This window comes from Hymenobacter lutimineralis (assembly GCF_008271285.1).
GTDB lineage: Bacteria > Bacteroidota > Bacteroidia > Cytophagales > Hymenobacteraceae > Hymenobacter > Hymenobacter lutimineralis.
Genome location: NZ_VTHL01000003.1, coordinates 148,869 through 172,843 on the forward strand (window position 1 = coordinate 148,869; position 23,975 = coordinate 172,843).

General features: G+C 60.5%; 28 protein-coding genes. 16 read left to right on the plus strand and 12 right to left on the minus strand.

All coding sequences use genetic code 11. The features are described 5' to 3' along the window. Positions 1–54: 54 nt before the first annotated feature. From FY528_RS04580 to FY528_RS04595, 4 genes are all read right to left on the minus strand, one after another. A complete protein-coding gene (locus FY528_RS04580) occupies positions 55–801 on the minus strand; it encodes an energy transducer TonB (protein ID WP_149069817.1) in 747 nt (248 codons plus the stop codon). Positions 802–993: 192 nt separating this feature from the next. After that, complete coding sequence (locus FY528_RS04585; protein ID WP_187632004.1) at positions 994–1,434, minus strand: energy transducer TonB; 441 nt, start codon at positions 1,432–1,434, stop codon at positions 994–996. Between the two features lie 27 nt (positions 1,435–1,461). Beyond that, positions 1,462–2,073: a DUF4276 family protein gene (locus FY528_RS04590; protein WP_187632005.1), complete on the minus strand. Its 612-nt coding sequence runs from the start codon at positions 2,071–2,073 to the stop codon at positions 1,462–1,464. 1 nt (position 2,074) lies between these two features. Next, complete coding sequence (locus tag FY528_RS04595; protein WP_149069820.1) at positions 2,075–3,325, minus strand: AAA family ATPase; 1,251 nt, start codon at positions 3,323–3,325, stop codon at positions 2,075–2,077. 167 nt (positions 3,326–3,492) lie between these two features. Here FY528_RS04595 and FY528_RS04600 point away from each other — a divergent pair, with 167 nt between their 5' ends. The 3 genes from FY528_RS04600 to FY528_RS04610 all read left to right on the plus strand — a co-directional run bounded on the left by FY528_RS04600 (position 3,493) and on the right by FY528_RS04610 (position 5,731). Further along, entirely contained in the window at positions 3,493–3,993 is a 501-nt protein-coding gene (locus tag FY528_RS04600; RefSeq protein WP_149069821.1) for a hypothetical protein, read from the plus strand. Positions 3,994–4,121: 128 nt separating this feature from the next. Next, on the plus strand, positions 4,122–4,625 hold the full coding sequence (locus FY528_RS04605; RefSeq protein WP_149069822.1) for a hypothetical protein: 504 nt from the start codon (positions 4,122–4,124) through the stop codon (positions 4,623–4,625). Between the two features lie 419 nt (positions 4,626–5,044). Beyond that, on the plus strand, positions 5,045–5,731 hold the full coding sequence (locus FY528_RS04610) for a hypothetical protein (RefSeq protein WP_149069823.1): 687 nt from the start codon (positions 5,045–5,047) through the stop codon (positions 5,729–5,731). A 110-nt stretch (positions 5,732–5,841) separates the two neighbouring features. On the opposite strand, the gene FY528_RS04615 is transcribed toward FY528_RS04610, so the two are convergent. Together FY528_RS04615 and FY528_RS04620 are read right to left on the minus strand one after the other, a co-directional pair. Then, entirely contained in the window at positions 5,842–6,450 is a 609-nt protein-coding gene (locus FY528_RS04615; protein ID WP_149069824.1) for a hypothetical protein, read from the minus strand. Positions 6,451–6,546: 96 nt separating this feature from the next. Beyond that, entirely contained in the window at positions 6,547–7,227 is a 681-nt protein-coding gene (locus FY528_RS04620; protein WP_149069825.1) for a GAF domain-containing protein, read from the minus strand. Between the two features lie 171 nt (positions 7,228–7,398). Between FY528_RS04620 and FY528_RS04625 the strand changes: the two genes are divergently transcribed. Together FY528_RS04625 and FY528_RS04630 are read left to right on the plus strand one after the other, a co-directional pair. Beyond that, positions 7,399–8,919, plus strand: a complete 1,521-nt coding sequence (locus tag FY528_RS04625; RefSeq protein WP_149069826.1) for a M61 metallopeptidase family protein — start codon at positions 7,399–7,401, stop codon at positions 8,917–8,919. A gap of 75 nt (positions 8,920–8,994) precedes the next feature. Further along, entirely contained in the window at positions 8,995–9,186 is a 192-nt protein-coding gene (locus tag FY528_RS04630) for a hypothetical protein (protein ID WP_149069827.1), read from the plus strand. Between the two features lie 95 nt (positions 9,187–9,281). On the opposite strand, the gene FY528_RS04635 is transcribed toward FY528_RS04630, so the two are convergent. Further along, positions 9,282–9,914: a DUF4352 domain-containing protein gene (locus FY528_RS04635; protein ID WP_187632006.1), complete on the minus strand. Its 633-nt coding sequence runs from the start codon at positions 9,912–9,914 to the stop codon at positions 9,282–9,284. Positions 9,915–10,117: 203 nt separating this feature from the next. On the opposite strand from FY528_RS04635, the gene FY528_RS04640 reads away from it, so the two are divergent. Continuing rightward, positions 10,118–10,486 carry a hypothetical protein gene (locus FY528_RS04640; RefSeq protein ID WP_149069829.1) on the plus strand — a complete coding sequence of 123 codons (369 nt, stop codon included), beginning with the start codon at positions 10,118–10,120 and terminating at the stop codon, positions 10,484–10,486. An 86-nt stretch (positions 10,487–10,572) separates the two neighbouring features. Beyond that, on the plus strand, positions 10,573–11,301 hold the full coding sequence (locus FY528_RS04645) for a DUF6624 domain-containing protein (RefSeq protein WP_149069830.1): 729 nt from the start codon (positions 10,573–10,575) through the stop codon (positions 11,299–11,301). Between the two features lies 1 nt (position 11,302). Here FY528_RS04645 and FY528_RS04650 read toward each other — a convergent pair whose 3' ends face one another. Then, positions 11,303–12,283, minus strand: coding sequence for a GlxA family transcriptional regulator (locus tag FY528_RS04650; RefSeq protein ID WP_149069831.1), 981 nt, complete (start codon positions 12,281–12,283; stop codon positions 11,303–11,305). A 185-nt stretch (positions 12,284–12,468) separates the two neighbouring features. Between FY528_RS04650 and FY528_RS04655 the strand changes: the two genes are divergently transcribed. Genes FY528_RS04655 through FY528_RS04665 form a run of 3 tightly spaced genes read left to right on the plus strand, consistent with a single transcriptional unit; the run spans position 12,469 to position 13,911 of the window. Next, entirely contained in the window at positions 12,469–12,885 is a 417-nt protein-coding gene (locus FY528_RS04655) for a VOC family protein (protein WP_149069832.1), read from the plus strand. A 39-nt stretch (positions 12,886–12,924) separates the two neighbouring features. Next, complete coding sequence (locus FY528_RS04660; RefSeq protein WP_149069833.1) at positions 12,925–13,332, plus strand: DoxX family protein; 408 nt, start codon at positions 12,925–12,927, stop codon at positions 13,330–13,332. A 36-nt stretch (positions 13,333–13,368) separates the two neighbouring features. Continuing rightward, positions 13,369–13,911 (plus strand): dihydrofolate reductase family protein, encoded by a 543-nt coding sequence (locus tag FY528_RS04665; RefSeq protein WP_149069834.1) that lies wholly within the window; start codon positions 13,369–13,371, stop codon positions 13,909–13,911. 61 nt (positions 13,912–13,972) lie between these two features. Here FY528_RS04665 and FY528_RS04670 read toward each other — a convergent pair whose 3' ends face one another. Next, positions 13,973–14,683, minus strand: coding sequence for a DsbA family oxidoreductase (locus FY528_RS04670; RefSeq protein ID WP_262383902.1), 711 nt, complete (start codon positions 14,681–14,683; stop codon positions 13,973–13,975). A gap of 144 nt (positions 14,684–14,827) precedes the next feature. Here FY528_RS04670 and FY528_RS04675 point away from each other — a divergent pair, with 144 nt between their 5' ends. Both FY528_RS04675 and FY528_RS04680 read left to right on the plus strand, forming a co-directional pair. After that, complete coding sequence (locus FY528_RS04675) at positions 14,828–15,382, plus strand: hypothetical protein (RefSeq protein ID WP_149069835.1); 555 nt, start codon at positions 14,828–14,830, stop codon at positions 15,380–15,382. A gap of 11 nt (positions 15,383–15,393) precedes the next feature. After that, positions 15,394–15,882 carry a YdeI/OmpD-associated family protein gene (locus tag FY528_RS04680; RefSeq protein ID WP_149069836.1) on the plus strand — a complete coding sequence of 163 codons (489 nt, stop codon included), beginning with the start codon at positions 15,394–15,396 and terminating at the stop codon, positions 15,880–15,882. 72 nt (positions 15,883–15,954) lie between these two features. Here the strand turns inward: FY528_RS04680 and FY528_RS04685 are convergent, their stop codons facing one another. Then, positions 15,955–16,527 carry a fasciclin domain-containing protein gene (locus tag FY528_RS04685; protein ID WP_149069837.1) on the minus strand — a complete coding sequence of 191 codons (573 nt, stop codon included), beginning with the start codon at positions 16,525–16,527 and terminating at the stop codon, positions 15,955–15,957. Positions 16,528–16,658: 131 nt separating this feature from the next. Here FY528_RS04685 and FY528_RS04690 point away from each other — a divergent pair, with 131 nt between their 5' ends. Next, positions 16,659–17,708, plus strand: coding sequence for a ferredoxin--NADP reductase (locus tag FY528_RS04690; protein WP_149069838.1), 1,050 nt, complete (start codon positions 16,659–16,661; stop codon positions 17,706–17,708). Here FY528_RS04690 and FY528_RS04695 read toward each other — a convergent pair whose 3' ends face one another. Beyond that, positions 17,709–18,104, minus strand: a complete 396-nt coding sequence (locus tag FY528_RS04695) for a hypothetical protein (RefSeq protein ID WP_149069839.1) — start codon at positions 18,102–18,104, stop codon at positions 17,709–17,711. 130 nt (positions 18,105–18,234) lie between these two features. Here FY528_RS04695 and msrA point away from each other — a divergent pair, with 130 nt between their 5' ends. Together msrA and FY528_RS04705 are read left to right on the plus strand one after the other, a co-directional pair. Next, positions 18,235–18,891, plus strand: coding sequence for a peptide-methionine (S)-S-oxide reductase MsrA (msrA, locus tag FY528_RS04700; RefSeq protein ID WP_149069840.1), 657 nt, complete (start codon positions 18,235–18,237; stop codon positions 18,889–18,891). A gap of 240 nt (positions 18,892–19,131) precedes the next feature. Further along, positions 19,132–19,617 (plus strand): META domain-containing protein, encoded by a 486-nt coding sequence (locus FY528_RS04705; protein WP_149069841.1) that lies wholly within the window; start codon positions 19,132–19,134, stop codon positions 19,615–19,617. Between the two features lie 8 nt (positions 19,618–19,625). On the opposite strand, the gene FY528_RS04710 is transcribed toward FY528_RS04705, so the two are convergent. Then, complete coding sequence (locus FY528_RS04710) at positions 19,626–22,523, minus strand: TolB-like translocation protein (RefSeq protein ID WP_149069842.1); 2,898 nt, start codon at positions 22,521–22,523, stop codon at positions 19,626–19,628. Positions 22,524–22,806: 283 nt separating this feature from the next. Here FY528_RS04710 and FY528_RS04715 point away from each other — a divergent pair, with 283 nt between their 5' ends. Beyond that, the gene (locus FY528_RS04715; protein WP_149069843.1) at positions 22,807–23,973 is read left to right on the plus strand and encodes a methionine aminotransferase; all 1,167 of its coding nucleotides are present in this window, start codon (positions 22,807–22,809) and stop codon (positions 23,971–23,973) included. Positions 23,974–23,975: the final 2 nt, after the last annotated feature.

Below are 23,975 nucleotides of genomic sequence, written 5' to 3' on the forward strand. Positions count from 1 at the left end.
CTTTCATAGAAACAGCTGAAAATGCCTGCCTTATAATGGGCAGGCATTTTCATTTCATCGGATGGCGTAGCTCACCGGCACCAAGCAATCGGCAGCTACTGGTTTGCCGCCAGCGTAGGCCGGAATCCAGTTGGTGGGAATAAGTTTTACCACGCGCAGAGCCTCTTCATCACAGCCAGAGCCTAAGCCCTGAATGACCCGATAGTCGGTAGTATTTCCTTTGGTATCAATGGTAAAGGCTACCCAAACCTTTCCCTGCACGTCTTTGCGCAAGGCCTCGGCCGGATAGCGCATATTCCGCCCTATGTAGCTCACCATAGGGTTAAGTTGTTCAACATATACGGGGTCCGTGTCGAGCTTCACCCCTTCCTCTGCCGCCGAAAACACGAGGCCATTCATAAGCATAGTGGGTTTGCTGAACAGTAGTTTTCCTTTGCTATGGTCGTACTGTTGGGCAAGCTTACCGTCACTGCCATAATAGTCCCATACGCCCACCTTCTCGTCGTTATGGTAATGCCCCTTCTGGCTAAGCTCTTGACTGTTTTCAGCATACGTTATCCATAAGCTATCCTTTTGCCCAGCTGTATAGAAACCACTCGTTAGCAGCTTAGCTCCTTTGCGGCCGCTGTATTGCTGATAGGGACCCTGTTTAGTTGCGGGCGCGCCTTTCAGCACAAAGTATTCTTCACGGCCCAAAGGTTTCTGTTGACTGACCGTCACCTTCTCGGTGTCTTGCCCAAAACTGGCAAACGAGATTCCCAACGACAGAAATGGCACTAAAAAAGACAAAGACGGGCGCATAGTATTTGAGATAAAGGAAACCTGAGCAAACTGAAACCAGCAGAAAAGCCGCTTAAAGATAGTACCTCACCATGCTTAGCCAGCACCAGCTATTGTAAGCAGCATTTTCAGCGAGCTGGGTAATAAGGAAAGGGCAGGTGCGTAGACACCAAACGAAAAGGCCCAAGCTCTGACACTGCTTGGGCCTTTTACTTAATGCCTAATTGAAAAAGACACCGGTATCTGGCATTCCGCTCCAACAGCTTTTCCTGCCCTTTGAGCCGGTTGCCAAGTGCCCGGCAGCAGCTTTATCACCCGTAGGGCTTCTTCATCGCAGGCCTGTAAGAATGGCTTTACGATTCGATGATTCGATACCTGCCCCGTACTGTCTATAGTAAAGCCAACCAACGAGCTGCCTTCGATGTGCGACCGAAGATAGAGCGGCGGATAGCGCAGATTCTTCCTCACGTGCTCAGAAAGACCAGTCAAGCCACCCGCGTAAACTGGATTGCTGTCCAATGCAGCTTCGCCAGCTAGCGGAGTGAACCTAACATCGATTTTAGCTTCACGGGACTTAGCAGATAGCAGTTTGCAGCCGACCAGGGAAACTCCAAGCAACAGCAGCGGCAGCAGAAGCCGCAGGACTCGGTACATAAGCATAAGTAACGGTGAGGATAAAGGCTACCTCGAAAGTACAGAATGACTCAGCGCTAGCCGGAAGTACTGAAAGCTGGCCGAGGTATTTCGATCCGGCTCCAGATGGGGCGTAATAGTTTCGGCCCACTCCACTTTGGCCTTGCCGGTTAGGTAGTACTTGCCTTCCTGCAACACGCGCCACAATGTTTCCCAGGTATCGGCAATAGTATCAGGGTCGTGGGGCAGGCCGCTGAAATGCGGTGGGCGTACGCGCGGATAAGCCGCATGAATAGCCGCCCGGTCGCCGAGAAACCACGCTTCCAGCTCCTGCACCGCTAGCCGGGTGATGATGCGGAAGGGCTGGCCGGCAGCGGTGGTCTTAGTCAGCAGGCCCGCGTCGGCCACTATCTTTTCGAGCTCTCCTTTCCGCCGCTTACAGTCCGAATCGGCATCCATCAAAATCACGACCCGCAAATCTGGCTGCCCGGCAAACTGGCGGGCGTAAGTTTTCAGGCGGCCGGGCAAGCGCTGAAACAAGTCCGTTTTGCCCCGGTGCGGGTAGCAACTCCAAGTGGTATCGGGTGGCAGCAGCTTAGGCAGCAGAACGTCCAGTGCGGCCTTGGCCGATTCTTCCTCCAGCAGAAACTCAATGTGCATACTACTGCGCGACTGAGGTGCGGGGAGCAAGCGGGTCGCCCAGTCGAAAGAAGTTGCTGGTCCAGAGGTAGCCCAGCGGTGAGCCATCCTCTATCAGCTCCTTCACCTGCGGAATATCGGCCGTGCGGGTGGCCTGAGTGTAGCCATCCGCGCCCCGGTCCAGTATCCACACCTGCTCCGGCTCCAGCGCATCCAGAAAAAAGGGCGAGTGAGTAGCTACCAGTAATTGTCGCGTTTCGGTAGCCTTGCTCAGTTCCTCCGCCAAGCGCGTCAACAGGCGCGGGTGCAGCTCGTTTTCCGGCTCTTCAATCCCCAGCAAGCCGGTAGCATTGGGCTCATAGAGCAGCGTGAGCAGGGCCGTCAGCCGCATGGTGCCATCCGACATGTACTGGGCCGGCAGGGGCTTCTCAAACGGCGCATCCCGGAAGCGCAGCAGCAGCCGCTCATCCGAGGTTATTTCCGGCACCACCTCCGCCAGCCCCGGCACCCAGCGCCGCAGCTTCTCGCTGATGCGGGCCAGTGCCTCCGGGTGCTTGGTGTGCAGGTAATACAGCACGTTGGGCAGGTTGTCTCCGTTGGCCGACAGCTTCTCCCGCGGCCCGGCATCGGAAAAGCCTTTCAGGTGGTCGTCGGTGAGGTGAATGTAGCGGTAGGATTTAATTGCTTCGCTCAAAGCAAATGTTTTAGGTGCAGCCTCTTTCCTTCCTCGCTCTTCAGAAAAGAGAAAAGTAGAATAAAGGAAAGGGTCACTTGACATACTAGTGTAACTCTTTCCAGGATTGCCGTCTCGCTCATAAATGTTTAATCTAAATACTCTATCATAGCCTTGTGGAACTGGTTCTGCACTTACCAGTTCTATAAGTCTCTCTAGTACCGATTCAGGCTCTGTTATGCTCTCGTAGGATACGTATACCATTCCTCCTGCCTCATCTATATTCAGCTTATAGCGAAGTCGAGATGTATGCTCGTTGATAAAATATTCCACCTCAAACTCAATCGGCCCCTCCTGTCCGCGGGTGCGCATCCCGGCGAAGCGGTTCCGCTTTTCCCAGGCTTGCTGCAGATTCCCGCTCACGGCTTCGGCCAGAAACGCCAGCGCGTCGAGTACCGTGGATTTGCCGCTGCCGTTAGGGCCGATGAACACCGTCAGCGGCGTCAGGTCGCGCAGCTCCACGTCGCGCAGGGCGCGGTAGTTTTTGATGCGCAGGTAGGTGAGACGGGGGAAACCAGAAGATGCGGCGGAATCGGGCATAGAGCAAAGCGGTAGTTGCTACAAAGTACGCGGGTTTGAAGGAATACGTGTATTCTACACGTATTTCGCCTGAAGCTGCCACCGCAACGCGGCCAAGGCGGCAGGTTCTAGCGCGTAGCAGCAAATTCCTTTCTTTACGGCTGTATTTCCCGCTACGTATTCGCTTTATGCCTATTCGCCTTAAACCCATCAACTGGCGCTTACTGCTCCTGCATCTTCTGTCAATCCCTCTGCTCATTCTTGGTGCGCGACAATTGGCATTGGCTCCTTATGCCGAGATGATAACCCTGTATCAAAAGGGAGGAACCCGGGCAATAAAGGATTCGCCCCAGGTCTTTAATGCAGCAGATATAGGCGGACTGATAGCAGACCCTATCTACGCATGGTTCTTGGCTATCCTGGCTGGTTGCGCCTTGTCAGCACTCGTGGTATGGCACAGACGAGAAAGCAAGCTGCTGCCCGTTGCGCTGTTCATCCTTTCCATCGTCACTTCCTGGACGCATTACGACGAAAGTGAAGCTGCCCAAAGTGGCTTGGCATATCTGCAGTGGCCATTTAAAGCATGGCCACTGGCTACGCGTTTAGGTATCGTGGGCGCTGGGTTGCTGGTATTAGGGTGTCTGCCCTTCCTGTTTACCTGGCGACGTCCGGTATCAGCCCGGAACTGAAATAGCAACTACTCCTGCTTCTCTGGTAGCCTGAAGCTGCCGCAGCAACGCGGCCAAGGTCGCCGGTTCCGGCGCTTAGCAGCAAACTCCTTTCTTTACAGCCGTACTTCCCACTACGTATCCGCATTATGCCTAGCCGCCTCAAACCCATCAACTGGCGCTTGCTGGGCCTGCACCTGCTGGGTATCCCCTTTATGGCGCTAGGCATGCAAGAGTTATTCCTGATTCGTCAGGTGTGGCTTATCAGACTTGGGTTGCGCTACGGAGATGACGCTTGGAAGCATATACCGGCTAATTATTTACAGGCCGAAACGGTGAATGACATATTGATGTGGCAGCTATCAGCCAATCCTGTAGGTATACTCCTCGGCTGTTTGCTGCTGAGCATCATTGTATGGCGGCGGCGGGAAAGCTGGTTGCTGCCCGTGTTGCTTTTCGTAGGCGGTATACTGCTCAATTGGAGTCAGCTATACAGCCTATCGTATCTGCATAACTTATTGATAATCCTACGAGGCTCAATCGAAGCAGCTAATATTCATTACCGGCTAGCCATCCTCGGCGCTTTCTTGGTACTGATTGGGATGCTGCCATTTCTGTTCACGTGGCAGCGTCCGGTACAAGAGCGAAACTGATCTAAGTAACCCAGCCGCCCCCGCGTCAAAGGCACTCCCGCGCCCGGTACCCCAGTCGCGCCACTGATATGGCCTCTCGCATGGCCGACAAAGTGCCTCACACGCCGGTCAATGCCCGTCGCACGGCCGCCACTGCCTGTCGCAAGGCGGTCAGCGGCCGTCGCAGAACGGTCAGTGCCTATCGCAAAGCAGTCAGCGGCCATCGCACGATGGTCAGCACCCGTCGCAGAGCCGCCACGGGGCGTCGCACGCCGGTCAGCGGCCATCGCACGCCCGACAGCGCCCTTCGCACGGCCGCCACCAGCCTTCGCAGCCCGGTCAGCGCCCGGCGCGCGGTAGCCCAACATATTTCCGCCGCCGCCTCCACAACCAATTAGCAATATCCCTATATTCCCTTACACTTTAACCCTCATCCTATTATGACCGACAAGCAACGGGCCCAGCTGGCTATGCTACAAGCCACCCTCGGCGTCCTCACCGACCACGCCCCCCTCTACCTCACCAACAAGGCCCTCACCGCCGCCCGCGTTAGCCTGGCCGCGCTGGTCGCCGACCTCGACCCCACCGCCGCCACCCAGCAGGCCGCCGGCGCCGCGCCCAAGCCCGGCGCCGTCAAAAAGAAAACCAAGGCCACGCTGGCCAGCCGCGCCGCCGAAACCGCCGCCGCCCTGCACGCCTACGCCGACGAAATCCAGGACATCCGCCTCCACACCGACGCCGACTACACCGAGCGCGCCCTCCTGCGCGCCACCGACAACGACCTGCCGCGCATCGCCAAAAACATTCACACCCGCGCCACCGAGCTGCTCACGCCCCTCAAGGAACAGGGCGTCACCCAGCAGGAGCTTAACGACCTGGCCGCCGTCCTCACCGCCTTCCAGCAGGAGCAGGCCAAGCCCCGCGTCAACGTCGCCGATGCCAAAGCCCGCAACGCCTCCCTCACCGCCGACCTGCGCGCCGCCACCGCCCTGCTCCGCAACCGCGTCGATAAGTTCATGGTCCGCTACCAGCGCCCCCAGCCCGAGTTCTACACCGCCTACCTCTCAACCCGCCAAACCATCAACACCGCCGCCCGCAAGGAAAAGCCCCTCCCCACCCCCGCCTAGCCCCCGCGGCCCATTATTGCCTGTCGCCCCCTATCCCTTCGCACTATCTATTGCAACAGCCGCGCCCGGCTTCCCACCCGGGAGGTCGGGCGTTGTGTTGTCTGACGCCCCTACTCCACCTTCGTAACGGCGTAGGTGATGCGTGCGCCCAGCAGCCGCAGGCTGGAGGCATTTTCCACCGTGTTGAAGCGGACGTAGTAAGCGTACACGGCGTTATCCACCACGGAACTCACATCGGCCAGAATGGTCGTGTTCAGCGGGGTGCCGTTCGTCAGGCTGGTGGAGCCGATATTGGTAATGACGTTGGTAGCCAGGTTAATCCGGTAGAGGTTACCATACAGCTCGTAGGAAGCATCATTATCATACACATACACCGTGTACCGGGTAATCCGGGCTCCGTTGGGCAGGTAGACTGGGGCAAACAGGTGAGCCGAGTTGCCGTAGCTCCCACCGGCCACATACCGGTAAGTACCCGTCGTGGTGCCGGTAAGATACGCCGTAGTACTGCCGAAGGGGGCATACGTAAAAGCAATGGCCGGCACTGATACATAGCCCACCCTTTCCCCGTCGTACTTGAAATCGTTGGCAGCGGGAATCTGAATGTTGCCTGATACTTCCAGCCGCTCGGCCGGAGTGGTGGTGCCAATGCCCACATTCTGGGCCATACCCAGCGCGGGCACAAACAGCACCGCGGCCAGGATAAGGATACGTTGTTTCATAGCAGGCAGATAAAAAGGACGTACGCCAAAGATAGCCCCAGGCGCTTCCTACTGCCAACTCCGCAAACTGCCGCCGCCCGCCGGCGCGCCGGGAAGCTACCCGGCCGCGGGCAGCCCGGCCTTGAGCACCTGGGCCACCTCCGCCAGGCGTTTGCCAATGGGGTCCAGCAGGTCGGCGGGCACCGGCACCTGCCCGGCACTGCGGGCCTTCAGGTAGCGCACTACCGCCATCTGGTTGTGCAGGGCTTCCTCGGCCTCTTCGCGCAGCTGCTCCCAGGCCTGGAGCTGGTGGACGCTCAGCAGATGGCGGCGGGCCTCCAGGGCCAGCGTCACCAGGTCGGCCAGGTGGGTAAGTAGCTGCTGCTCGGGGGCCGTCAGCTCCCGCGGCTCATACCCGGCCAGGCACAGCGTACCAATGCGGAAACCCTGGGGCGTGCACACGGGCACGCCGGCGTAAAACCGGATTTGCCGCGCCTGGGTCATAGCCGTACTATTCAGGGGCTCAGTGGCCAGGTCGGGGTACACCAGCACCGGCTCCGCCGACGCCACCGCCCGCGGGCACAGCGTCTGCTCCAGGGTCAGGGTTTCCTGGGGCGGCATGCCCACGCTGGCTTTGTGCCAAACCACCAGCTCGTGCACAAAGGCAATGCGCGCTACCGGCACGCTAAAGATGTAGGCCGCCAGTTCTACGAGGTTGTCGAATAGCTTCTCCCGCGCCGAGTACAGGATATCGTAAGAATCAAGCTCCGCCAGGCGGTTATATTCATCGGTAGTCATAAGTCATACACGCACGAAGGAGAAGACGACAAGCAATCTACGCAGCAGCGGGCACATAACCGGCGGAATCAGCCCAACAGAATTTAGGGTATTGGCTTCACATCATTATGTGAAACCGCCTGAAAGTCAGCCAGCCTATCTTTGGCAGCCTGCTAGCTCCCCTTGTTGCCCATGAAACGTCTGCTGCTGTTTTTCTGCTCCTTGCTGCCCCTGCTCACCGCTGCCCAGCCCCGCATCGGCTACCAGGTTCACTACGCCCCCCACCTGGGCGCGGAGGGCCTGCGCGTGGCAGTGCAGTTGCGCACGCCCAAAGCCACCGACTCCACGTATTTTCACTTCGCCAACAACGTGTGGGGGGAGGACAACCTGCTGCGCTGCCTCAGCGGCTTTGCCGGCGAAAAGCCCGGCTACCGCTTCCGGGTAGTGCCCGACAGCAACCGCATTGTGGTCTACCACCCCCGCACCCGCGACGTGCGCTTTTCCTACCGCGTGAAGCAGGATGCCCCCGAGTATACCCGCGACCAGGTAAACCGCCCGCGGGTGACCGATACCTACTTCCACGTCCTGGGTGAAAGTCTGTTTACCGTGCCCGAGTTTCTGGCCGGCGCCCCCACCGAGCCCGAGCTTACCGCCACCATCCGGTGGGTGGGCTTTCCCAAAGGCTTTGTGCTGCACAACACCTTCGCCTCGGGTGCTACCGAGCAAACCTTCCGCGGCAAGCTCTGGACGGAGTTCTACCGCTCCCTCTACGTAGGCGGCGACTACCGCCTGCACCAGCTCAGCTACCAGAACCGCCCGGTGTACGTGGTTGTGCGCGGCCAGTGGCAGCAGTACGACGATGCCCGCCTGCTGACCACCCTGCAGCAGGCCCTCACCGCCCAGCGCGACTTCTGGCACGATGCCGGCCCCGCCCGCTACACCGTGTTTATGAGCCCCACCGTAACGTACACGGACAGCACCTGGCGCGGGCAAAGCATGCGGGGGGAAGGCCTCTACCAGGGCTTCAAGCTGCAGTCTACCAACAACCCCTTCAACAGCTGGGACCTGCTGCGCTACATGTTCAACCACGAGATGCTGCACGACTGGATAGGCGGGCAGATCCGGGGCGCCCACCAGGAGCTCAACAGCTGGTTTACGGAGGGCTTCACGGATTACTACGCCTACAAAAACCGCCTCCGCAGCGGCGACCTGACCCTGGACACGTGGGTGAAGGCCTTCAACGAAGACATCATTCAGCAGCTCTACAAAAACCCGGAGCGCAACCAGCCCAACTACCTCATCAAGGACAACTTCTGGAAAAGCCGCGCCTTTGGCAAGCTGCCTTACCGGCGCGGGGCCCTCTTCGCCTTCTGGATTGATAACCTGATCTTGAAACGCTCCGGCTATACCCGCTCCCTCGACGACCTGATGCGCGAGCTGCGTCAGGCCTGCCTGCTGCCCGGTCAGTCCTTCAACGATGAGCGTTTCCTGGCTTTGGCCCAGACGTACTTGCACGAAGACATCAGCTACGAGTTCCAGAAATACGTGCTCCACGGCGCCGATATTTCCTGGGCCGGTGCCGAGCTGATGGAAGGCTTCACGATGGACACCACCCAGCCGATACCCGTGCTGAAAGTTGCCGGCCCCGGCCCGGTCCTGCGGGAACGGTATCTGAACGCGAAGGCCCCGGCCCGGCCCGTAGCCCAGCAGTAGATATCTACCGCGTAAGATGCTCAACCCCAGCCCGGGCGGCAGCGTACCTCCGAGCTCACCGTCCTTGCTGAACTCATGAGAAAGTCCTTTGTCCTGGCTAGCGTTGTTGCCCTGAGCTTGGCCTCCTGCGGCGAGCAGAAAACCGAAGATACCGACACTACCACCACAACCTCCGACACGCCGGGTGCGGCCCCCATTGCCCCGGAAGATGCCTACGCCGGGGTAGATACCGCTGCCGCAGCCACCGATACTGCCGCCGCCCAGTAGCCCCCTTAGGCTTACCGACCCTACAAAACGTGTAACAGCTGAAAGGCCGCCTTACTTGCGTGAGGCGGCCTTTCAGTTTAGTAGGCACTCAAGCTCTAACGGCCCAGGTCGAAGGTGACGCGCCCTTTCTCGGCCATGTTTTTTTCCATGCCGTGTAGGGTACGGAATACCCACTTCAGCCCTTTGGCACCGGCTGGCACTTCGTAGAAGATGGGGCCCGTTCCCGACATGCCAGCGGCGCGGCTCCGGTCAAGCTGCATGGTGCCCTCGGCGCTGCCGGCGGGTTTCACCGGAATTTCCTTGCCCTTGGCATCCAGCACGACGGTTTGCAGCAACGTGGAGAAGTCCCGCAGCTGGGTGGTGCCGTTTTCCCAGGTGATGTTCACCACCACAAACTCCTGCCCGGCTTTGGGCTTTTCCTTGAAGTCGGTTTCCGGGGCCGTGCTTACGCTGTTTACGCGGATGAGCAGGGAATCCAGCTCTGCAACGTCGCCTACGCTGTATACCTCTTTTTTAGGACCAGCCGTGAGGTGAGGTTCACCGTCAGGCGTAGGTGCCGCCGGCGTGGCCGAGGCCGCCGGGGCTTGCTCCTCAGTAGTGGCCTGCTCCGAAGCGTCGGCGGTTGAGGAACTTTCAGTAGCGCTATCTGTGGATCCACCACAGGCTGCACAAAACAGTAGACTGGCCAGAAAAACGGAGCGGTAAGTACGCAGCATAGATTGGAGCATGGAAATGGAGGTGAATAGATAAGACCCTGGTGGCAAACGGTGAGGAGAAGCCAGCCTGGCGCAATACTGGTAATATTTTTTGACACCTATGTTCCCCACCCTGTCTGGCTTTCGGGCATCCATTCGCGCAAACTCATCCTTATCCTTTTGGCGCCTTGGGCCGTTGCTTAGGGTAGCAACTCAGCCTTCTATCCATTCTTACTATGCACCAGCCCATTTCCCGTCGCCAGCACGTAGTTGCCGACTACAGCTTTGTAGCGGCGGCAGCGGCAGCCCCAACAGCCGCCGGTTTTTCGGAGGACTCCACGGCCAGCACCTTGTCGTACGTCCTCAGCGGAACGGCCCTGGCCTCCAGCCTGCTCACCCGGGCCGAGTGGGGCTTGGTGAAGGCCATACCCTTTAAAGCCCATCTGGCCCTTGATGCGGTGAGCAGCCTCACGGCGTTGTCCGCGCCCTGGGTGTTTGGCTTTGCCCGCAATAGCCGCGCCCGCAATGCCTTTCTGGCCATGGGCGTATTTGGACTGATAGCCACGGTGCTTTCCCGCCCTGAGGAAATGCCCGCACCGCGCTAAGGCACCCTACGGTCTCAAACCACTGCTGCCATTTTTACTTCAGCGGGCAGGTGCCAGCAGCCGGCGACGGTGCTACCTTGCCGGCTATGAAGCTAAACGGCGGTAGCCTTTCCTTACTTTTGCTGCTGGTGGCCGGCATGGGTGCCTGCCAATCCACGAAAAAGTCCACAGAAATCAACCTCACGCTGAAGCGGGAGCTGGATAGCCTGGATGTAGTGGATCAGCGGTACCGCAAGCTTTTCGTGGGTGGGCCGGGCATGGAAGTCAAGTTTGACTCAGTAGCCAGGGCGACGGGCATTCCGCCGGAGCAAGTGGGGCCGTACCTCAGCCAGCGCATGGTGACGCAGGACTCGCTCAACATCAAGCGGGTTGGGCAGATTATCGGGCAGTACGGCTACCCTGGCAAAACCCTGGTGGGAGAGCCTACCAACGAAGTAGCCCTGCTCGTAATCCAGCACTCCACCCGCATTCCGCGGTACCTAAAGCTGGTGGAGCAGGAAGCGGCCAAAGGTGAAGTGCCCTTCTACCTCTACGCCCGCATGCTCGACCGGCACCTGATGTACCAGAACCAGGCCCAGCTGTATGGCACCCAAGGCTGCAGCTACGGCGTGCTCAACCCCCGAACCGGCCAGCGCGAAACAGTGTCTTTTATCTGGCCCATCGAAGATGCCGGGCGCGTGAACGAGCGGCGCAAGAAAGCGGGCTTCGACTCCACAGTGGAAGAAAATTCCCTGCGCCTGGGTATTCCCTACAAGCCCCTAACCCTGGCCGAAGCCCTGCGCATCAAGCAGGCATCTGAAGCCAGCTCTCGCTAGGCTACACCGTAGCGGCAGTCCGGCTGTACTTGGCGCGGTACTGCTTGGGCGACAGGCCCGTGATGCGCCGGAACGCCACCCGAAAGGCCTTGGGGTCGGAATAGCCCACGCGGTACATTACCTCGTTTACGTTCTCCCGCGACGATTCCAGGCTGCTTTTGGCGGCTTCGATTTTTACCCGCTGAATGTATTCAACCACGGAGTTGGCCGTGGCCTTCTTAAACCGGCGCTCCAGGTTGCGGCGGCCCAACGCTACTATATCGGCCAGCTGCTCCACCGTTAGCTTCTCCTGGTAATTATGCTCGATATAGGCCTGCACCTTCTTGATGGACTCGTCGCCGTGTTCTTTCTGCCCATTGAAAATGATGAAAGCCGACTGGCTCACGCGCTCCATATCTATTTGAAACACCTTCGCGCACAGCACGGCAATTTCCCGGCTGGCGTATTTCTCAATCAGGTACAGCACCAGATTGAGGTAAGAAAAGGCCCCGCCGCTGGAATAAATGCCTTGCTCATCGGTAATGAGCTGGTGCTCGACCAGCTCCACGGCCGGAAACATGCGCCGAAAATCGGCCGCGGCGGCCCAGTGGGTAGTGCAGTGCCGCCCGTCGAGCAAGCCAGTGGCCGCCAATAAGAAGGCGCCCACGCACAGGCTGGCAACCTCGGCACCTTGCGCATACTGGTTTGCAATCCAGGGAATAAACGCCTGGTTGGCTGCCAGCGCCGCGGCCAGGTCTCCATCTACGGCCGGAATAATGACCAAGTCCGTGGCCGTTACCTCGCTGAGTAGGCGCGGGGTAGAAATAGTGTAGAGCCCCCCGCACACCGGCGTCTCGGGCTGAAGCCCCACGAGCTGCACGGCGAAAAGTGGCGGCTGCCCCATCCGCGCCAGCAACGCATTCACCTCCGAAAATACCAGGCGTGGCCCCTCGATGCTTCCCATGATAGCGCCCTGCGGTACTAGGATAGATATGTTTTTCATGGCAAAAAGCTAGGCGGAGCAGATGTCGGAATCAACCCCAAATTAGTCGGAATTGCCCCGCTGCCGGGACGCGGTTGTTGCTAATTTTGTTGGCTTTCAAAGATTAAATGTAGCCAATATTACTACATTAATTAGCAAAGCAGACGCCTAATTCTTCTTTTATTTCACCATAACCTCCTAGTCCGATGAGCACGCCCCGCCTCACGCCTTACCTCACGTTCAATGGCAACTGCCGCCAGGCTATGGCCTTCTACCAGCAATGCCTGGGTGGTGAGCTGATGGTACAAACTTTTGAAGGCACGCCGGCCGCCGAGCACGTAGCACCCGAAGCCCTCCAGAATGTGATGCACTCCGCGCTGACCACGGCCGACATGGTGCTGATGGCCTCGGACTCCGGGCTGGGCCCCGTGGCCAAGGGCGACATGATTTCCTTGTCCGTCAACTGCCAGAGCCCGGAGGAAATCCAGCGCCTGTTCAGCCTCCTTTCCGCTGGTGGCACTATCACCATGCCGCTGCAGGACACGTTCTGGGGCGCCACATTCGGCATGTTTGCCGATCAGTTCGGCATCGACTGGATGCTCAACTACGACAAGCCCCAGTAGTAAAGCCAATTCTTCTCCTGTCGCGCACTTGCCTTCGCCATGAACAAGCTCAACCTACTGTACTGGATTTGCACGGGGCTGCTGGCCCTGCTGATGACCTTGTCGTCCGTGCCCAACGTGCTGAGTGACCCCGAAGCCGTAGCCTTTTTCCAACACCTGGGGTATCCGGCCTACCTGCTGCCTTTTCTGGGCGTGGCCAAGCTGTTGGGGGTAGTGGCCATTCTGGTGCCCGGGTTTCCGCGCCTGCGGGAATGGGCCTACGCCGGCTTCGCATTCGACCTGAGTGGGGCCCTGTATTCCTTTATTGCGGTGGGCGACCCGCCCAGCATGTGGCTGCCCTTGCTGGTGGGCCTTAGCCTGGTGGCTACCTCGTATTTTTTGAACCGCCGCAAACGAAGTAAACCCGCGTCTTTGGCTGCCAATGCGCCGTTGCCCGCTTATTCCTAAAGGCCAAGCCCTATTCTAACGGTGTTTCGACGAGCTATGAGAAAAGTGGTTGTATCCGAATTTGTGTCGCTGGATGGGGTGATGGAAGACCCGATGTGGACGGCTCCGTTTTTTGGAGAGGAGCAGCAGCGCTGTAAGCTGGAGGAACTCCTGAACGCCGATACCCTGGTGCTGGGCCGCGTAACCTACGAAGCCTTTGCCGCCGCCTGGCCCAGCCTTACCGACGAGCAGGGCTTTGCCGCCCGCATGAACAGCCTGCCCAAATTTGTGGTATCCAACACGCTGCAGGAGCTTGCCTGGAACAACAGCACCCTGATTCAAGACAACATTGCCGAGGAAATTGCAGCTCTCAAGCACCAGCCCGGCGAAGACATCTTGGTCTACGGCAGCGGGCAATTAGTGCAAAGCCTGCTGCAGCAGGGCGTGATAGACGAGTTCCGGCTGATGACGTTTCCGGTGGTGCTGGGCAGCGGCAAAAAGCTGTTCCCCGAGGGCAGCATGGCCACCCTGAAGCTAGTAGACACCACCTGTTTCAGCACCGGTGCCATTGAACTGGTCTATCATCCACAACAAATGTAGCAACCCAAAAAAAGCCCCACCCGCTAGGCAGCGAGTGGGGCTTTTTACTTCAACCAGAAGCTTAGCAGGCGCCATTTTCCAGGTCGCAGGCGGCGCCCTCGGCACCGGCGAAGGGCACCGCCTGGGGCTTAGCTTCTTCCCAAACCTTCTGCAGCACTTCCTCAAACAGCTCCGCCGGCTGCGCCCCCGACACGGCATATTTGTCGTCGAATACGAAGTAGGGCACCCCGCGCACCCCAATCTGGTGCGCCTGGTACTCGTCGTGGCGCACAGCCTCGGTGAAGGCATCGGAGGCCAGCAGCTGCGTTACCTCGGCAGCAGGCAAGCCCAGCTCGGCGCCCAGCTGCGTGAGCGTGGCCGGGTCGTTCACGTTGAGGCCTTCCTCCAGGTAAGCTTTAAACAGCCTCTCTTTGGCCGCATCCTGCTTGCCGTGCGTGGCAGCCAGGTGCACGAGCCGGTGCGCCCGCAGGGAGTTGGCGGGAATGAGTTGGTCGAAGTCGAAAGCCAGGCCCTCCTGGGCGGCCATCTGGGTCATGTTGGCACTCATCTCGCGTGCCCATGCCTCGGACTTACCGTATTTGGCGGCCAGGCGCACGTACTGGTTTACACCCGGCTCGGGGTTAGCGTTAGGGTCCAGCTCAAAGCTGCGCCACTGTACTTCTACCTGGTTGGCGTGCGGAAAGCGCGCCAGGGCCGTTTCCAGGCGCCGCTTGCCGATGTAGCAAAAGGGGCACATGATATCGGACCAGATTTCTACTTGTATCTTTTTCATGGGGAAGGTCGGTTTTAGAATGCTGTATAAGCTCCAATCCGGTAAAAAGGTTTCTGCCAAACCGCCATCCATTGGTAAGACCACGCTGGAATTATGCGTATTCTTACAGCCTGAGTTCTACGCCACTCCTTCTTCGTTTTCCCGATGAAACGCCTCTTTCTACCCGTGCTGGCCGCTGCGCTGCTGGCCGGCTGCAATCAAACCCCACCGGCCAGCGAGCAGGCCACGACCACAGCCCCGGAGCTGACTGCCCAGGATACGGCTACCGCCGGCACTGCCGCTCCAGCCGCTGATGAAGCACCGCAGCTGAAGACAGCTCCCGGCCCCGAACCCATTACGCTGTCGTTGCGCTTCAAGCCCGTGGCGGGTGCCCAGCCGCTCCGTACGGAAGCATTTCTGAAGATAGCCGGCAAGGAGAGCAAGGAAATAAACCTCGGCTCGTTTGCCGGCAAACCCGATGTGGTAGATGCCGCCAAGGCCGAGCGGGCCGGCTACCCCAAGGGCTGGATTGTAGGCTTCCGCAGCTACGAGCCCGGCTCCGGCACCGGCGCCGACGTAGCCGTGCTGCCCGGCGACGACCTGAGCCACCTGCGCATTATGCAGCGACGCATTGATGAGTCGGCCACGGAGCCCTTCACCTTTCAGATTGCACGGGAGCTGTCGTTGCCGGGTCCCAGCAAAGCTTCTGCGGCTAAATAAGCCTGGTGCGCATGGCGGCTGAAACGTCTGTTTTCGAAGCCCGGCTAGAGCACGGCGGCCCCAGCTTTATGCCTACGCAAGTGGTAGTGGTGCCGCCGCTGGTGCTGGCAGCCCTGGGCTCGCCCCTGCCTCGCCGCGTGGTGGGTACGCTCAACGGCTACGCCATCCGGCGCGGGTTGCTGCCACTCACGGGTGGGGGCCGCTACCTGATGTTCAACAAGGATATGTGCCGGGAAGCAGCCGTGCAGGTAGGCCAACTGGTGACAATCACCCTGGCCCCTGACCCCGAGCCCGACCGGGTAGACGTACCGGAAGAGCTGGCCGAAGCCCTGGAGGCGTGGCCGGAGGCGCTAACGGGTTTTCAGCAGCTCAACGGCAGCATGCAGCGGGCCGTTGCCCAACATATAGCCACCGCCAAGCAGCCCGAAACGCGGGCCCGGCGGGCCGTAGAAATGACCGAGCGGCTGGCCCGGGGTCGCCACCCCTTCCGCAAGCTATAACGCGACAACCGCCGCCCTACTCCGATAAGTAAGGCGGCGGTTGTTCGGTAATTGCGTTGTGCGCAGGTGGGGCTACTTCGGCAGCAGCACGTGGTCAATCACGTGGATTACGCCGTTGCTTTGGTTTACGTCGTAGGTGCTGATGCTGGCCGTGTTGCCCGACTCATCCGTCAGCACCACGTTGTGGGCGCCGTTCATCATGGCCGTGAGCGTACCGCCGCTTACCGTTTTGAGGGTTGCTTTGCCTTTGCCCGCTTTGATGGCGGCCATAATTTTGTCGGCCGTCATGTTGCCGGCTACCACGTGGTAAGTCAGCACTTTCGTGAGGGTGGCCTTGTTTTCGGGCTTCAGGAGCGTTTCTACGGTGCCGGCAGGCAGGTTTTCGAAGGCGTCGTTTACGGGAGCAAATACGGTGAAGGGGCCTTTTCCCTGCAGGGTTTCTACCAACCCGGCGGCTTTCACAGCGGCTACCAGCGTGGTGTGGTCTTTGGAATTGACGGCGTTTTCAACAATGTTTTTGTTGGGGTACATGGCCTGGCCTCCTACCTGTATGGTATTAGGCGTCATGCTGGCTTGGGCCGAAGCGGAGAACGAAACCGTGCCCAGCAGGGCTACGAAACCCAGGGAAAACAAGTGCTTTTTCATGGAGTGAGGTAGATGGAACTGTAAGATGCCCGACCTACGAAGCCTGGCTGGACAGTGGATTGCAACTGATTCGGGAAATATTTCAGATCTGCTTTATATCAGCCTACGACAACTGCCTGGCAAGCCTGCTTATGCCTACCGAAGACGCCTTATACACCACCCTGACTGTTAATAACATCCGCGAAGAAGTACTAGGTGTAAAAAGCCTGGTCTTGGCACCAGAGGCCGGTGAGCTTGCGCCATATCAAGCCGGGCAGTTTCTTACTCTCATCTTCCGGCGGCACGGGCGCGAGGTACGCCGTTCCTACTCTATCAGCTCGGCTCCGGCGCTGGGTGAGCCGCTCACCATCACGGTAAAGCGGATCGAAAATGGGCTTATTTCCCGCTGGCTGGTAGATGAAGCCCGGCCCGGTGACCAGTTGCTGACCAGCGGAGCCGCCGGCTTCTTCACCTTGCCGCCGCCCCCAGCCGCGCTTCAGGAGCTAGTACTGGTGGCGGCTGGCAGTGGTATTACTCCCCTGTACGGGTTGCTTAAAACGGCCCTTCACACCCAGCCTGGGGCACGGGTATTGCTAGTGTACAGCAACCGGGCCCCGACCACTACCTTATTTCGGGAGGAGCTGCTGGCGTTGCAGCGGCAATTTTCCCAGCGGCTGCAGCTGGAGCTGCTCTACAGCGTGGATGCCAACCTGGGGCGGGCCCGCCTGCACAAACCACTGCTGGAGGAGCTGGTCCGGCGCTTTGCTCCCAGTTCCTGGCAGACTACTCTGGCCTACGTGTGCGGACCGCTGGATTTTATGCGCATGGCCACCTATGCCCTGCACGCGCTGGGTTTGCCACTTAACCACATCCGGCGGGAGCTTTTTACACCCGTTGCGGCGCCGGTAGCCCACGTCCCGCCCGGTACGGACCAGCACCCCGTAGCGCTGAGCTGGCGGGGACAGGAGTACGTGCTGCAGGTAAAGTACCCTACCACCATCTTGCGGGCAGCCCGGCAGCAGGGCCTGCGCCTGCCCTACAGCTGCGAGGCCGGCCAGTGCGGCAACTGCGTGGCGCGCTGCACCCAGGGCACCGTGTGGATGAGCATCAATGAGGTACTGACAGACCAGGAGCTGGCCCGCGGTCTGGTGCTCACGTGCACGGGCTACCCCGTAGCCGGTCCGGTACGGCTGGAACTCTAGCTACATCTGCCGCAGCCAGGCTTCGGCCGTGTCGATGTCGTCGAAGGTAACGATGATGGGGCGGGTGGTGTGCTGCAAGGTTAGGTCGGTAGAAAGGCGGCTGTAGATGTTGGGCGAGTACACCCAGGCAAAGTATTCCAGGCCCCCGGCCGTCATGGCCGGAAACCATTCGTGGCCGCCCCATTCCGCCGCGTCGGCCCACATGCTGGTTACTTCCCGGTTATCGTTGAGCACTTTGCGGCAGCGCTCCGCCCGCAGATGGTCGAGCATGAAGCCGCACCCCGTCTGCACCGTTTCCAGGTTCTGGTCCCCGTGCCAGTTGGCGTACAGCCAGTCGTTGCCGTAATCGTAGGCAATGGTGATGTAGTCGGTTTGTTGGAGCAGACGAAGAGCCATTTGGCGAAGGGAAGGACGTGTCAGGAAAGTAGGCTTGCGGCCGCGCCTAAGCGCCATTCCTCATCACAAAGCCAGCAGGTGGCCCCAATACGTCCGAACTCCTGTTGGGTTTCGTATGTTAAGCATGTATATGCAGAAGCTCCTCTTTTTCCTGCTGGCCGTGCTGGGCACAGTCAGCTGCGACGCGGCCCCTGCCGGCCAGCAAACGCCCGATGACCACCAGTTTGCCGAACTGCCCAAGCCTCAGCCGGGCGAGGCCGTGGCCACGTTTGCCAGTGGCTGCTACTGGTGCGCCGAGCACGTTTTCGAAAGCCTGAAAGGGGTACGCACGGTTATTTCCGGGCACGCCGGCGGCACAACGGTTTCGCCCACGTACGAGCAGGTGGGCCGGGGCGGCACCGGGCACGCCGAGGCCATCCAGGTGTACTACGACCCCAAGGTCATCAGCTTTGAAACGCTGCTAAAGGTATTCTTTGTGCAGCACGACCCTACCACCCTCAACCGCCAGGGCCCCGATGCGGGGGAGGAGTACCGCTCCATTGCCTTCTACCGTACGCCCCAGGAAAAAGCGCAGATTGAAGCCGAAATCAAGCGCGTGAATGCCGCCCGCCGCTACCCCAACCCGATTGTGACGCAGGTGGTACCGTTCAAGGTGTTTTATCCGGCGGAACGCTACCACCAGGACTACTTCGTGCACCACCCCGAAAACCCCTATATCCAGAACGTGTCGACGCCGCGCTACCAGCATTTTGCCAAGGAGTTTCCCCAGCTGCTGAAAGCACACTAAGCAGCTGTTCCTGTACGCATCGTGCCCCGCTACCTGGTTTTACTTCCAGCGTAGCGGGGCTTTTTGTTGCCGGCCAGCGGCATCCGCCGACAATTCCCTACTTTGCTTTTCCCTTACTTCCCTGAAAGAGCCCAAAGGATTGTCCTTACCCCCTATGCAACCTTTGAGGCCAGTTCCAGGGTCTTACCCGTGCAGAGTCCTTCCCTACGCTAGCTTACCTATAGCCCGTTTTCCCTCCTTATGACTACGCGCCATACCTTGTTATACAGCGGATGCTCGGCTGGATTACTAGCCGCGGCCCTGGCGTATGCGCTACCCACCGCGGCACCCTCTCCGGCCTGGTCCCTGTGTGCGCTGGATGGGCAGCGCGTTTCGGCTGCGCACCTCACGGACTCATCTACTACCGGCTTTGCCTCTGCCGCGGCCTGGTCGCTCACGGCATTGCCACAGCCCCTGGCTGGTAGTGGTACGTTTACCTGCCCGCTGTCTTTCCGGGTGCGCTCCTGGGTGCACGTCATTGCCACCATGCTGCACTGCGACAATGCCACCGCCCGGTTTGAGTTGCGCTACATGAACCTGATGGGCCAGGTAACCTACTACGAAACCAGCGGCCGCTACCTTTACCTTTACGACGCCGCGCACCAGCAGCCCCGCCTTGCCTTTGAGCTCCGGCCCGGCCATGCGTCCCTGGCGGCCTCGGCTACTGGCTCTTCGCATTCGCTGTAAAACGAAACTCAGAAGCCAATATCCAGCACCAAAGGCTGCACCAGCCATTCCCCGGAGCGCACATTGTAGATCGTGCGGGCTCCTACCTCAAAGGGCGTCCGCAGCCGAAGAGCGTTAAACACCACTGACACATCGGCACCCACGGTGGCGTAGCGCTGCCGCACTTCGGTGGGGCGTCCGTCCGGGGTTACACCCGTTAAAGTGCCCACGGCCCTATCGTAAAACACGCCGCCCAGCACCCGCGGCACATAGAGCCAGCGGCCCAGGGTCCAGTCGGGGTGCAGCAGGGGCAGGCGGTACTCGGCGCTGCCCGTGGCCAGCTGCCGGAAGTTGTAGTACGTCTGCCCCCGGGGGTAGAAAATAGCGGCAGTCAGCGGGAAGCTCCGGGGGTTTTGCTGCTGATAGCCGGCGCGCACCCGCACCGAATGATGGCGCCCCAGCCCCGGAAAGTAGCTGCTTCCCTGCGCCGCCAGCTGCCAGGTAGAAAGCCCCTTGCCAAACGGCGTAGTTCGCGCCGACAAAAAGAGCGTCTGGCCCCAACGAGGCGCTACGTCCCGCTGGCTTTGCTTGAGCAGGCGGAAGTAAGAAACCGACGAGGAAAGCAGGTGCAGGGTATTGCGGCCCAGTTCATTTAAGAAGCGGTACGGCAAGTCGTAGCCCTCGCTCTGCTGGGCGGTGTAGTACGCCCCGATGGTCAGGGCCTGGCGGAAACGGTTTTGGGTGAGTTGCAGCGGCAGGCGGGCCCCCAGGGTAAGGTTGGTATATTGCCACCGGTCCTGGCGCAGGCTATCCGCCTCATCATCTCTATCAATGTACAACGTGGTACGGCGCTGCCCACGCTCCAAGGTAGCATCCAGTACGGGGTACAAGCCCTGGTAGCTGATGGTAGCAAAGGCATTGCCCGTCCGCTCCGTCTGGTCATACCCTACGCCGGCTACCGACTGCAAGGTGCTCAGCACATCCTGTGACCGGACGCCTACGCTCAGCCCGCTGCCTGCCGGCGACTGAATAAGCCCCCAGCCGAAGACATTGAATAAATGAGCGGCTGGCCGGTACCGTTGCGTGGGCAAAGCGGTATCGGGAAGCAGCGTGTCGCCGGGCAACACGGGGCCTACTTTTTGGGCGCCGGGGTCGGTTTGTACTACAGGCTCCAGGTAGGCGGCAGGGTCGTGGCCGGCTTCGGCGGGCTGCCATTGGGCGGGCGTCAGGGGCAGCTCGGCTACGCGGCTGCCCCCGCTCCGAAACACGTGGAAGGCCAGGCGCTGCCCGTCGGGCGAAATGGCCGCGTGATAGGCGCCCACCGAATCGTGGGTGACTTGCAGGCGCTGGCGGGTGCCGGTATGCACGGCATAGATCTGGTCGGTGCCCGACTGCGGGGAGTTGTAGAAGACGTAGTCGCCCCAGGGCTGGGGGTGGCTGATGTTGAGCTCCGCCGTGGGCAGCAGCTCCTGGCGCTGCCCCGTGGCCAGGTCTATTTCCTCCAGGGCCTTGCCCGCGGCCTTCAGCGTCACGACCACGGCGCGGCGCTGATCGGAACTCCAGCGCGGCTGCTGGAATTGGTCGTGGCCGGGGTTGGGCAGCACCTGCACCTGCTGGCCGGTGCTGGCATCGAGTACCACCAGCTCGGTGCGGTAGGTAGCATCGGTGCGCACGGCCAGCAGCTGTCGCCCGTCGGAGGAAAGAGCAGCAGCGGTGTAGCGGCCCCGGGGCGTGAGGCGCGTTACCTGGCCGGAAGCCACATCCAGCACCTTCAGCTCCGAGTACACCCGCTGCAGCCACCGGACATCGTAGCGGTACTCGGGCCAGCACACCTTGCCCCCACCCGCCGACAGCATCTCGGGCAGGTTAACCAACCCCGGCACGTGCAGCACCTGCTCTTTGCTTCGCGGCCGGAGCAGCACCAGCTGGTCGATGTGGCCCAGGCCACTCTTCAGCGCCACCACCGTGCTGTCGTTCAGGTACTGCGGGTATTGGTACTGGGTAAATACCCGGCGCTCGGGGCGGGCAGGGTAATAGAAAGGTGCCGGCCCAGCGGGCATACGGGCCAGCTGCTGGCGCCAGGTAGAATCTACTTCGGCCAGGGTGCGCTGGTAGAGGCTTTCCACGCGCAGGCCGGTGGTGCAGCGCAGGCTGTTGGAAAAGGAAAAAGGGTAGACCGGAAACTGGTAGTACCGGTTCAGGACCGGGCCCCACACTTCGGGGCCGTAGCGGCGCTTGGCGTAGGACGTCAGGAAATAGCCCAGCACGTAGTGGTTGGGCACGTTGTCGCGGTAGGAGCCCGCCACGGATTTGGCATAGGTGTAGCGGCGGCCCGCCAGCAGGTTGGCCCGCAGCTCCACATCAAACGCCGGAATACGCCCCCGGCCACTGCGCGTCAGCACGGTTTCCGTGCCCACGGCGTCGCCTTCGGTAAACCAGTCGGGCACCCCGATGGTGGTAGCGCCCAGCCCGCCGTAGCCAAACAACCAAAAAGCTACCCGCGACAAACCCTGCCGGGGCTTTTCGAACTGCACCACGTGGCGGTACTCATGCACAGCCAGCTGGTCGAGCCAGTCGAGGGTACCCGTGAGCGAAGGCGCCTGCGGGGGCGTGGTGAAAAACTCGGAGCGGCGCGGCAGGATGCTCACAAACCCGTTGCCGATAGTATTCTGCGTTTGCAGCACCACGGTTACGGGGCGGGGGCGCACACCCAGGGAGGCGCCTACCGGCTCGTATACCTGCTCCAGGCGACGGGCCGTGCGTTGGGCCCGCTGCTCGAAGCCCGCCGGATACAACACCCGGAAATGGGCCGTGCGAATTTCAAACCACCGCAACGACGGTGGGTTCTGGCTGAGAACCGGAAACTGTTGCGCGGCGGCCGGAGCCGTCAGCGCCAAACTGCCTGCCAAAGCAAGCCAAGACCACATGCGCATAGCCGCAAGGTAGTGCGTCGGGCGCATTTGTCGGCGGGTGCTGGGGTAGTAGGTATGGGGCAGGCCTGCCGCAACGCACGGGCTTTGGTTCCGCAGCAGCGGGCACACCCACCGCTGCCCCGGTTCTGCACGGTGAGCAAGCCGCTTACTCGCCCTGCGCAGCCGGCTCCCTCGTCGTGCGGAACCGGCTCACTCCCGGCAGGGGTTGTCCAGAAGCAGCGTGAAAGCCGGCTTCAGCGTAGATTAGTCCCCAACTCTGACTTTGCCGCCGGCCCCTATGCCTACTCCTGCTCTTGCCTCCAAGCTGCCCGACGTGGGCACCAGTATCTTTTCGGTGATGTCGCAGCTGGCCCAGGAGCATGAGGCCATCAACCTGGCCCAGGGCTTTCCCGACTACGACCCGCCCCTGGTACTGCGCGAAGCCCTAGCCCGCCACGCCACCACCCCGGGCCACCAACAGTATGCGCCCATGCCCGGTCTGCCCCGCCTGCGCGAGGCCATCAGCCACAAAACGGCGCTGGTATACGGCGTGCCCGCGCCCAACCCCAACACGGAAATTACCATCACCAGCGGCGCTACCGAGGCCTTGTATGCCGTGCTGGCGGCCGTAGTGCACCCCGGCGACGAGGTACTGGTGCTGGAGCCGGCGTATGATTTGTACGGCCCCGCCATCCGGCTGCAGGGCGGAAAGCCGGTGTACGTACCCCTGCGCGCCACCGACTTCCGCCCCGACTGGGACCTGGTGGCCGCGGCCCTTTCGCCCCGCACCCGGCTCATTATGCTCAACACCCCGCACAACCCCAGCGGTGCGGTGCTTACGGAGCAGGATTGGGACACGCTGGCCGGGCTGCTGGCGCCCACCAACACCCTGGTGCTGTCGGATGAGGTGTATGAGCACATGGTTTTCGACGGGCAGCCGCACCGCAGTGCCCTGCAGCATCCACAGCTGGCCGAGCGCAGCTTTGTACTGTCGTCGTTTGGCAAGACCTACCACGCTACGGGCTGGAAAGTGGGCTACTGCATTGCCCCCCCTGCGCTTACCGCCGAGGTGCGCCGCGTTCATCAGTTTCTCACCTTCGCCGTGAGCACGCCCACCCAGCATGCCCTGGCCGATGTGCTGGCGGAGGCCGCCCATTTCCAGGCCCTGCCCGCTTTCTACCAGGCCAAGCGGGACCTGTTTGCGGAGCTGCTGCGGGAAACGGGCTTCGACCTGCTGCCGGTGCCGGGCGCCTATTTCCAGCTGGCCCGCTACCACCGGATTTCAGCCTTGCCCGACGTGGAGTTTGCCCGCCGCCTTACCACGGAAGTTGGCGTGGCTGTAGTGCCAGTATCGGCCTTTTACCACGACGGGCAGGATGCCGGCCTCATTCGCTTTTGCTTTGCCAAAGAAGACGAAACGCTACGCCAGGCAGCTCAGCGGCTACGCGAGGCAGCTCTTTCCTGATA

What these genes read in the sequence shown, in the direction of transcription:
- FY528_RS04580 (WP_149069817.1), bottom strand. Translation starts at nt 801, where the DNA reads ATGCGCCCGTCTTTGTCTTTTTTAGTGCCATTTCTGTCGTTGGGAATC.
- FY528_RS04585 (WP_187632004.1), bottom strand. Translation starts at nt 1,434, where the DNA reads ATGTACCGAGTCCTGCGGCTTCTGCTGCCGCTGCTGTTGCTTGGAGTT.
- FY528_RS04590 (WP_187632005.1), bottom strand. Translation starts at nt 2,073, where the DNA reads ATGCACATTGAGTTTCTGCTGGAGGAAGAATCGGCCAAGGCCGCACTG.
- FY528_RS04595 (WP_149069820.1), bottom strand. Translation starts at nt 3,325, where the DNA reads ATGCCCGATTCCGCCGCATCTTCTGGTTTCCCCCGTCTCACCTACCTG.
- FY528_RS04600 (WP_149069821.1), top strand. Translation starts at nt 3,493, where the DNA reads ATGCCTATTCGCCTTAAACCCATCAACTGGCGCTTACTGCTCCTGCAT.
- FY528_RS04605 (WP_149069822.1), top strand. Translation starts at nt 4,122, where the DNA reads ATGCCTAGCCGCCTCAAACCCATCAACTGGCGCTTGCTGGGCCTGCAC.
- FY528_RS04610 (WP_149069823.1), top strand. Translation starts at nt 5,045, where the DNA reads ATGACCGACAAGCAACGGGCCCAGCTGGCTATGCTACAAGCCACCCTC.
- FY528_RS04615 (WP_149069824.1), bottom strand. Translation starts at nt 6,450, where the DNA reads ATGAAACAACGTATCCTTATCCTGGCCGCGGTGCTGTTTGTGCCCGCG.
- FY528_RS04620 (WP_149069825.1), bottom strand. Translation starts at nt 7,227, where the DNA reads ATGACTACCGATGAATATAACCGCCTGGCGGAGCTTGATTCTTACGAT.
- FY528_RS04625 (WP_149069826.1), top strand. Translation starts at nt 7,399, where the DNA reads ATGAAACGTCTGCTGCTGTTTTTCTGCTCCTTGCTGCCCCTGCTCACC.
- FY528_RS04630 (WP_149069827.1), top strand. Translation starts at nt 8,995, where the DNA reads ATGAGAAAGTCCTTTGTCCTGGCTAGCGTTGTTGCCCTGAGCTTGGCC.
- FY528_RS04635 (WP_187632006.1), bottom strand. Translation starts at nt 9,914, where the DNA reads ATGCTCCAATCTATGCTGCGTACTTACCGCTCCGTTTTTCTGGCCAGT.
- FY528_RS04640 (WP_149069829.1), top strand. Translation starts at nt 10,118, where the DNA reads ATGCACCAGCCCATTTCCCGTCGCCAGCACGTAGTTGCCGACTACAGC.
- FY528_RS04645 (WP_149069830.1), top strand. Translation starts at nt 10,573, where the DNA reads ATGAAGCTAAACGGCGGTAGCCTTTCCTTACTTTTGCTGCTGGTGGCC.
- FY528_RS04650 (WP_149069831.1), bottom strand. Translation starts at nt 12,283, where the DNA reads ATGAAAAACATATCTATCCTAGTACCGCAGGGCGCTATCATGGGAAGC.
- FY528_RS04655 (WP_149069832.1), top strand. Translation starts at nt 12,469, where the DNA reads ATGAGCACGCCCCGCCTCACGCCTTACCTCACGTTCAATGGCAACTGC.
- FY528_RS04660 (WP_149069833.1), top strand. Translation starts at nt 12,925, where the DNA reads ATGAACAAGCTCAACCTACTGTACTGGATTTGCACGGGGCTGCTGGCC.
- FY528_RS04665 (WP_149069834.1), top strand. Translation starts at nt 13,369, where the DNA reads ATGAGAAAAGTGGTTGTATCCGAATTTGTGTCGCTGGATGGGGTGATG.
- FY528_RS04670 (WP_262383902.1), bottom strand. Translation starts at nt 14,683, where the DNA reads ATGAAAAAGATACAAGTAGAAATCTGGTCCGATATCATGTGCCCCTTT.
- FY528_RS04675 (WP_149069835.1), top strand. Translation starts at nt 14,828, where the DNA reads ATGAAACGCCTCTTTCTACCCGTGCTGGCCGCTGCGCTGCTGGCCGGC.
- FY528_RS04680 (WP_149069836.1), top strand. Translation starts at nt 15,394, where the DNA reads ATGGCGGCTGAAACGTCTGTTTTCGAAGCCCGGCTAGAGCACGGCGGC.
- FY528_RS04685 (WP_149069837.1), bottom strand. Translation starts at nt 16,527, where the DNA reads ATGAAAAAGCACTTGTTTTCCCTGGGTTTCGTAGCCCTGCTGGGCACG.
- FY528_RS04690 (WP_149069838.1), top strand. Translation starts at nt 16,659, where the DNA reads ATGCCTACCGAAGACGCCTTATACACCACCCTGACTGTTAATAACATC.
- FY528_RS04695 (WP_149069839.1), bottom strand. Translation starts at nt 18,104, where the DNA reads ATGGCTCTTCGTCTGCTCCAACAAACCGACTACATCACCATTGCCTAC.
- msrA (WP_149069840.1), top strand. Translation starts at nt 18,235, where the DNA reads ATGCAGAAGCTCCTCTTTTTCCTGCTGGCCGTGCTGGGCACAGTCAGC.
- FY528_RS04705 (WP_149069841.1), top strand. Translation starts at nt 19,132, where the DNA reads ATGACTACGCGCCATACCTTGTTATACAGCGGATGCTCGGCTGGATTA.
- FY528_RS04710 (WP_149069842.1), bottom strand. Translation starts at nt 22,523, where the DNA reads ATGTGGTCTTGGCTTGCTTTGGCAGGCAGTTTGGCGCTGACGGCTCCG.
- FY528_RS04715 (WP_149069843.1), top strand. Translation starts at nt 22,807, where the DNA reads ATGCCTACTCCTGCTCTTGCCTCCAAGCTGCCCGACGTGGGCACCAGT.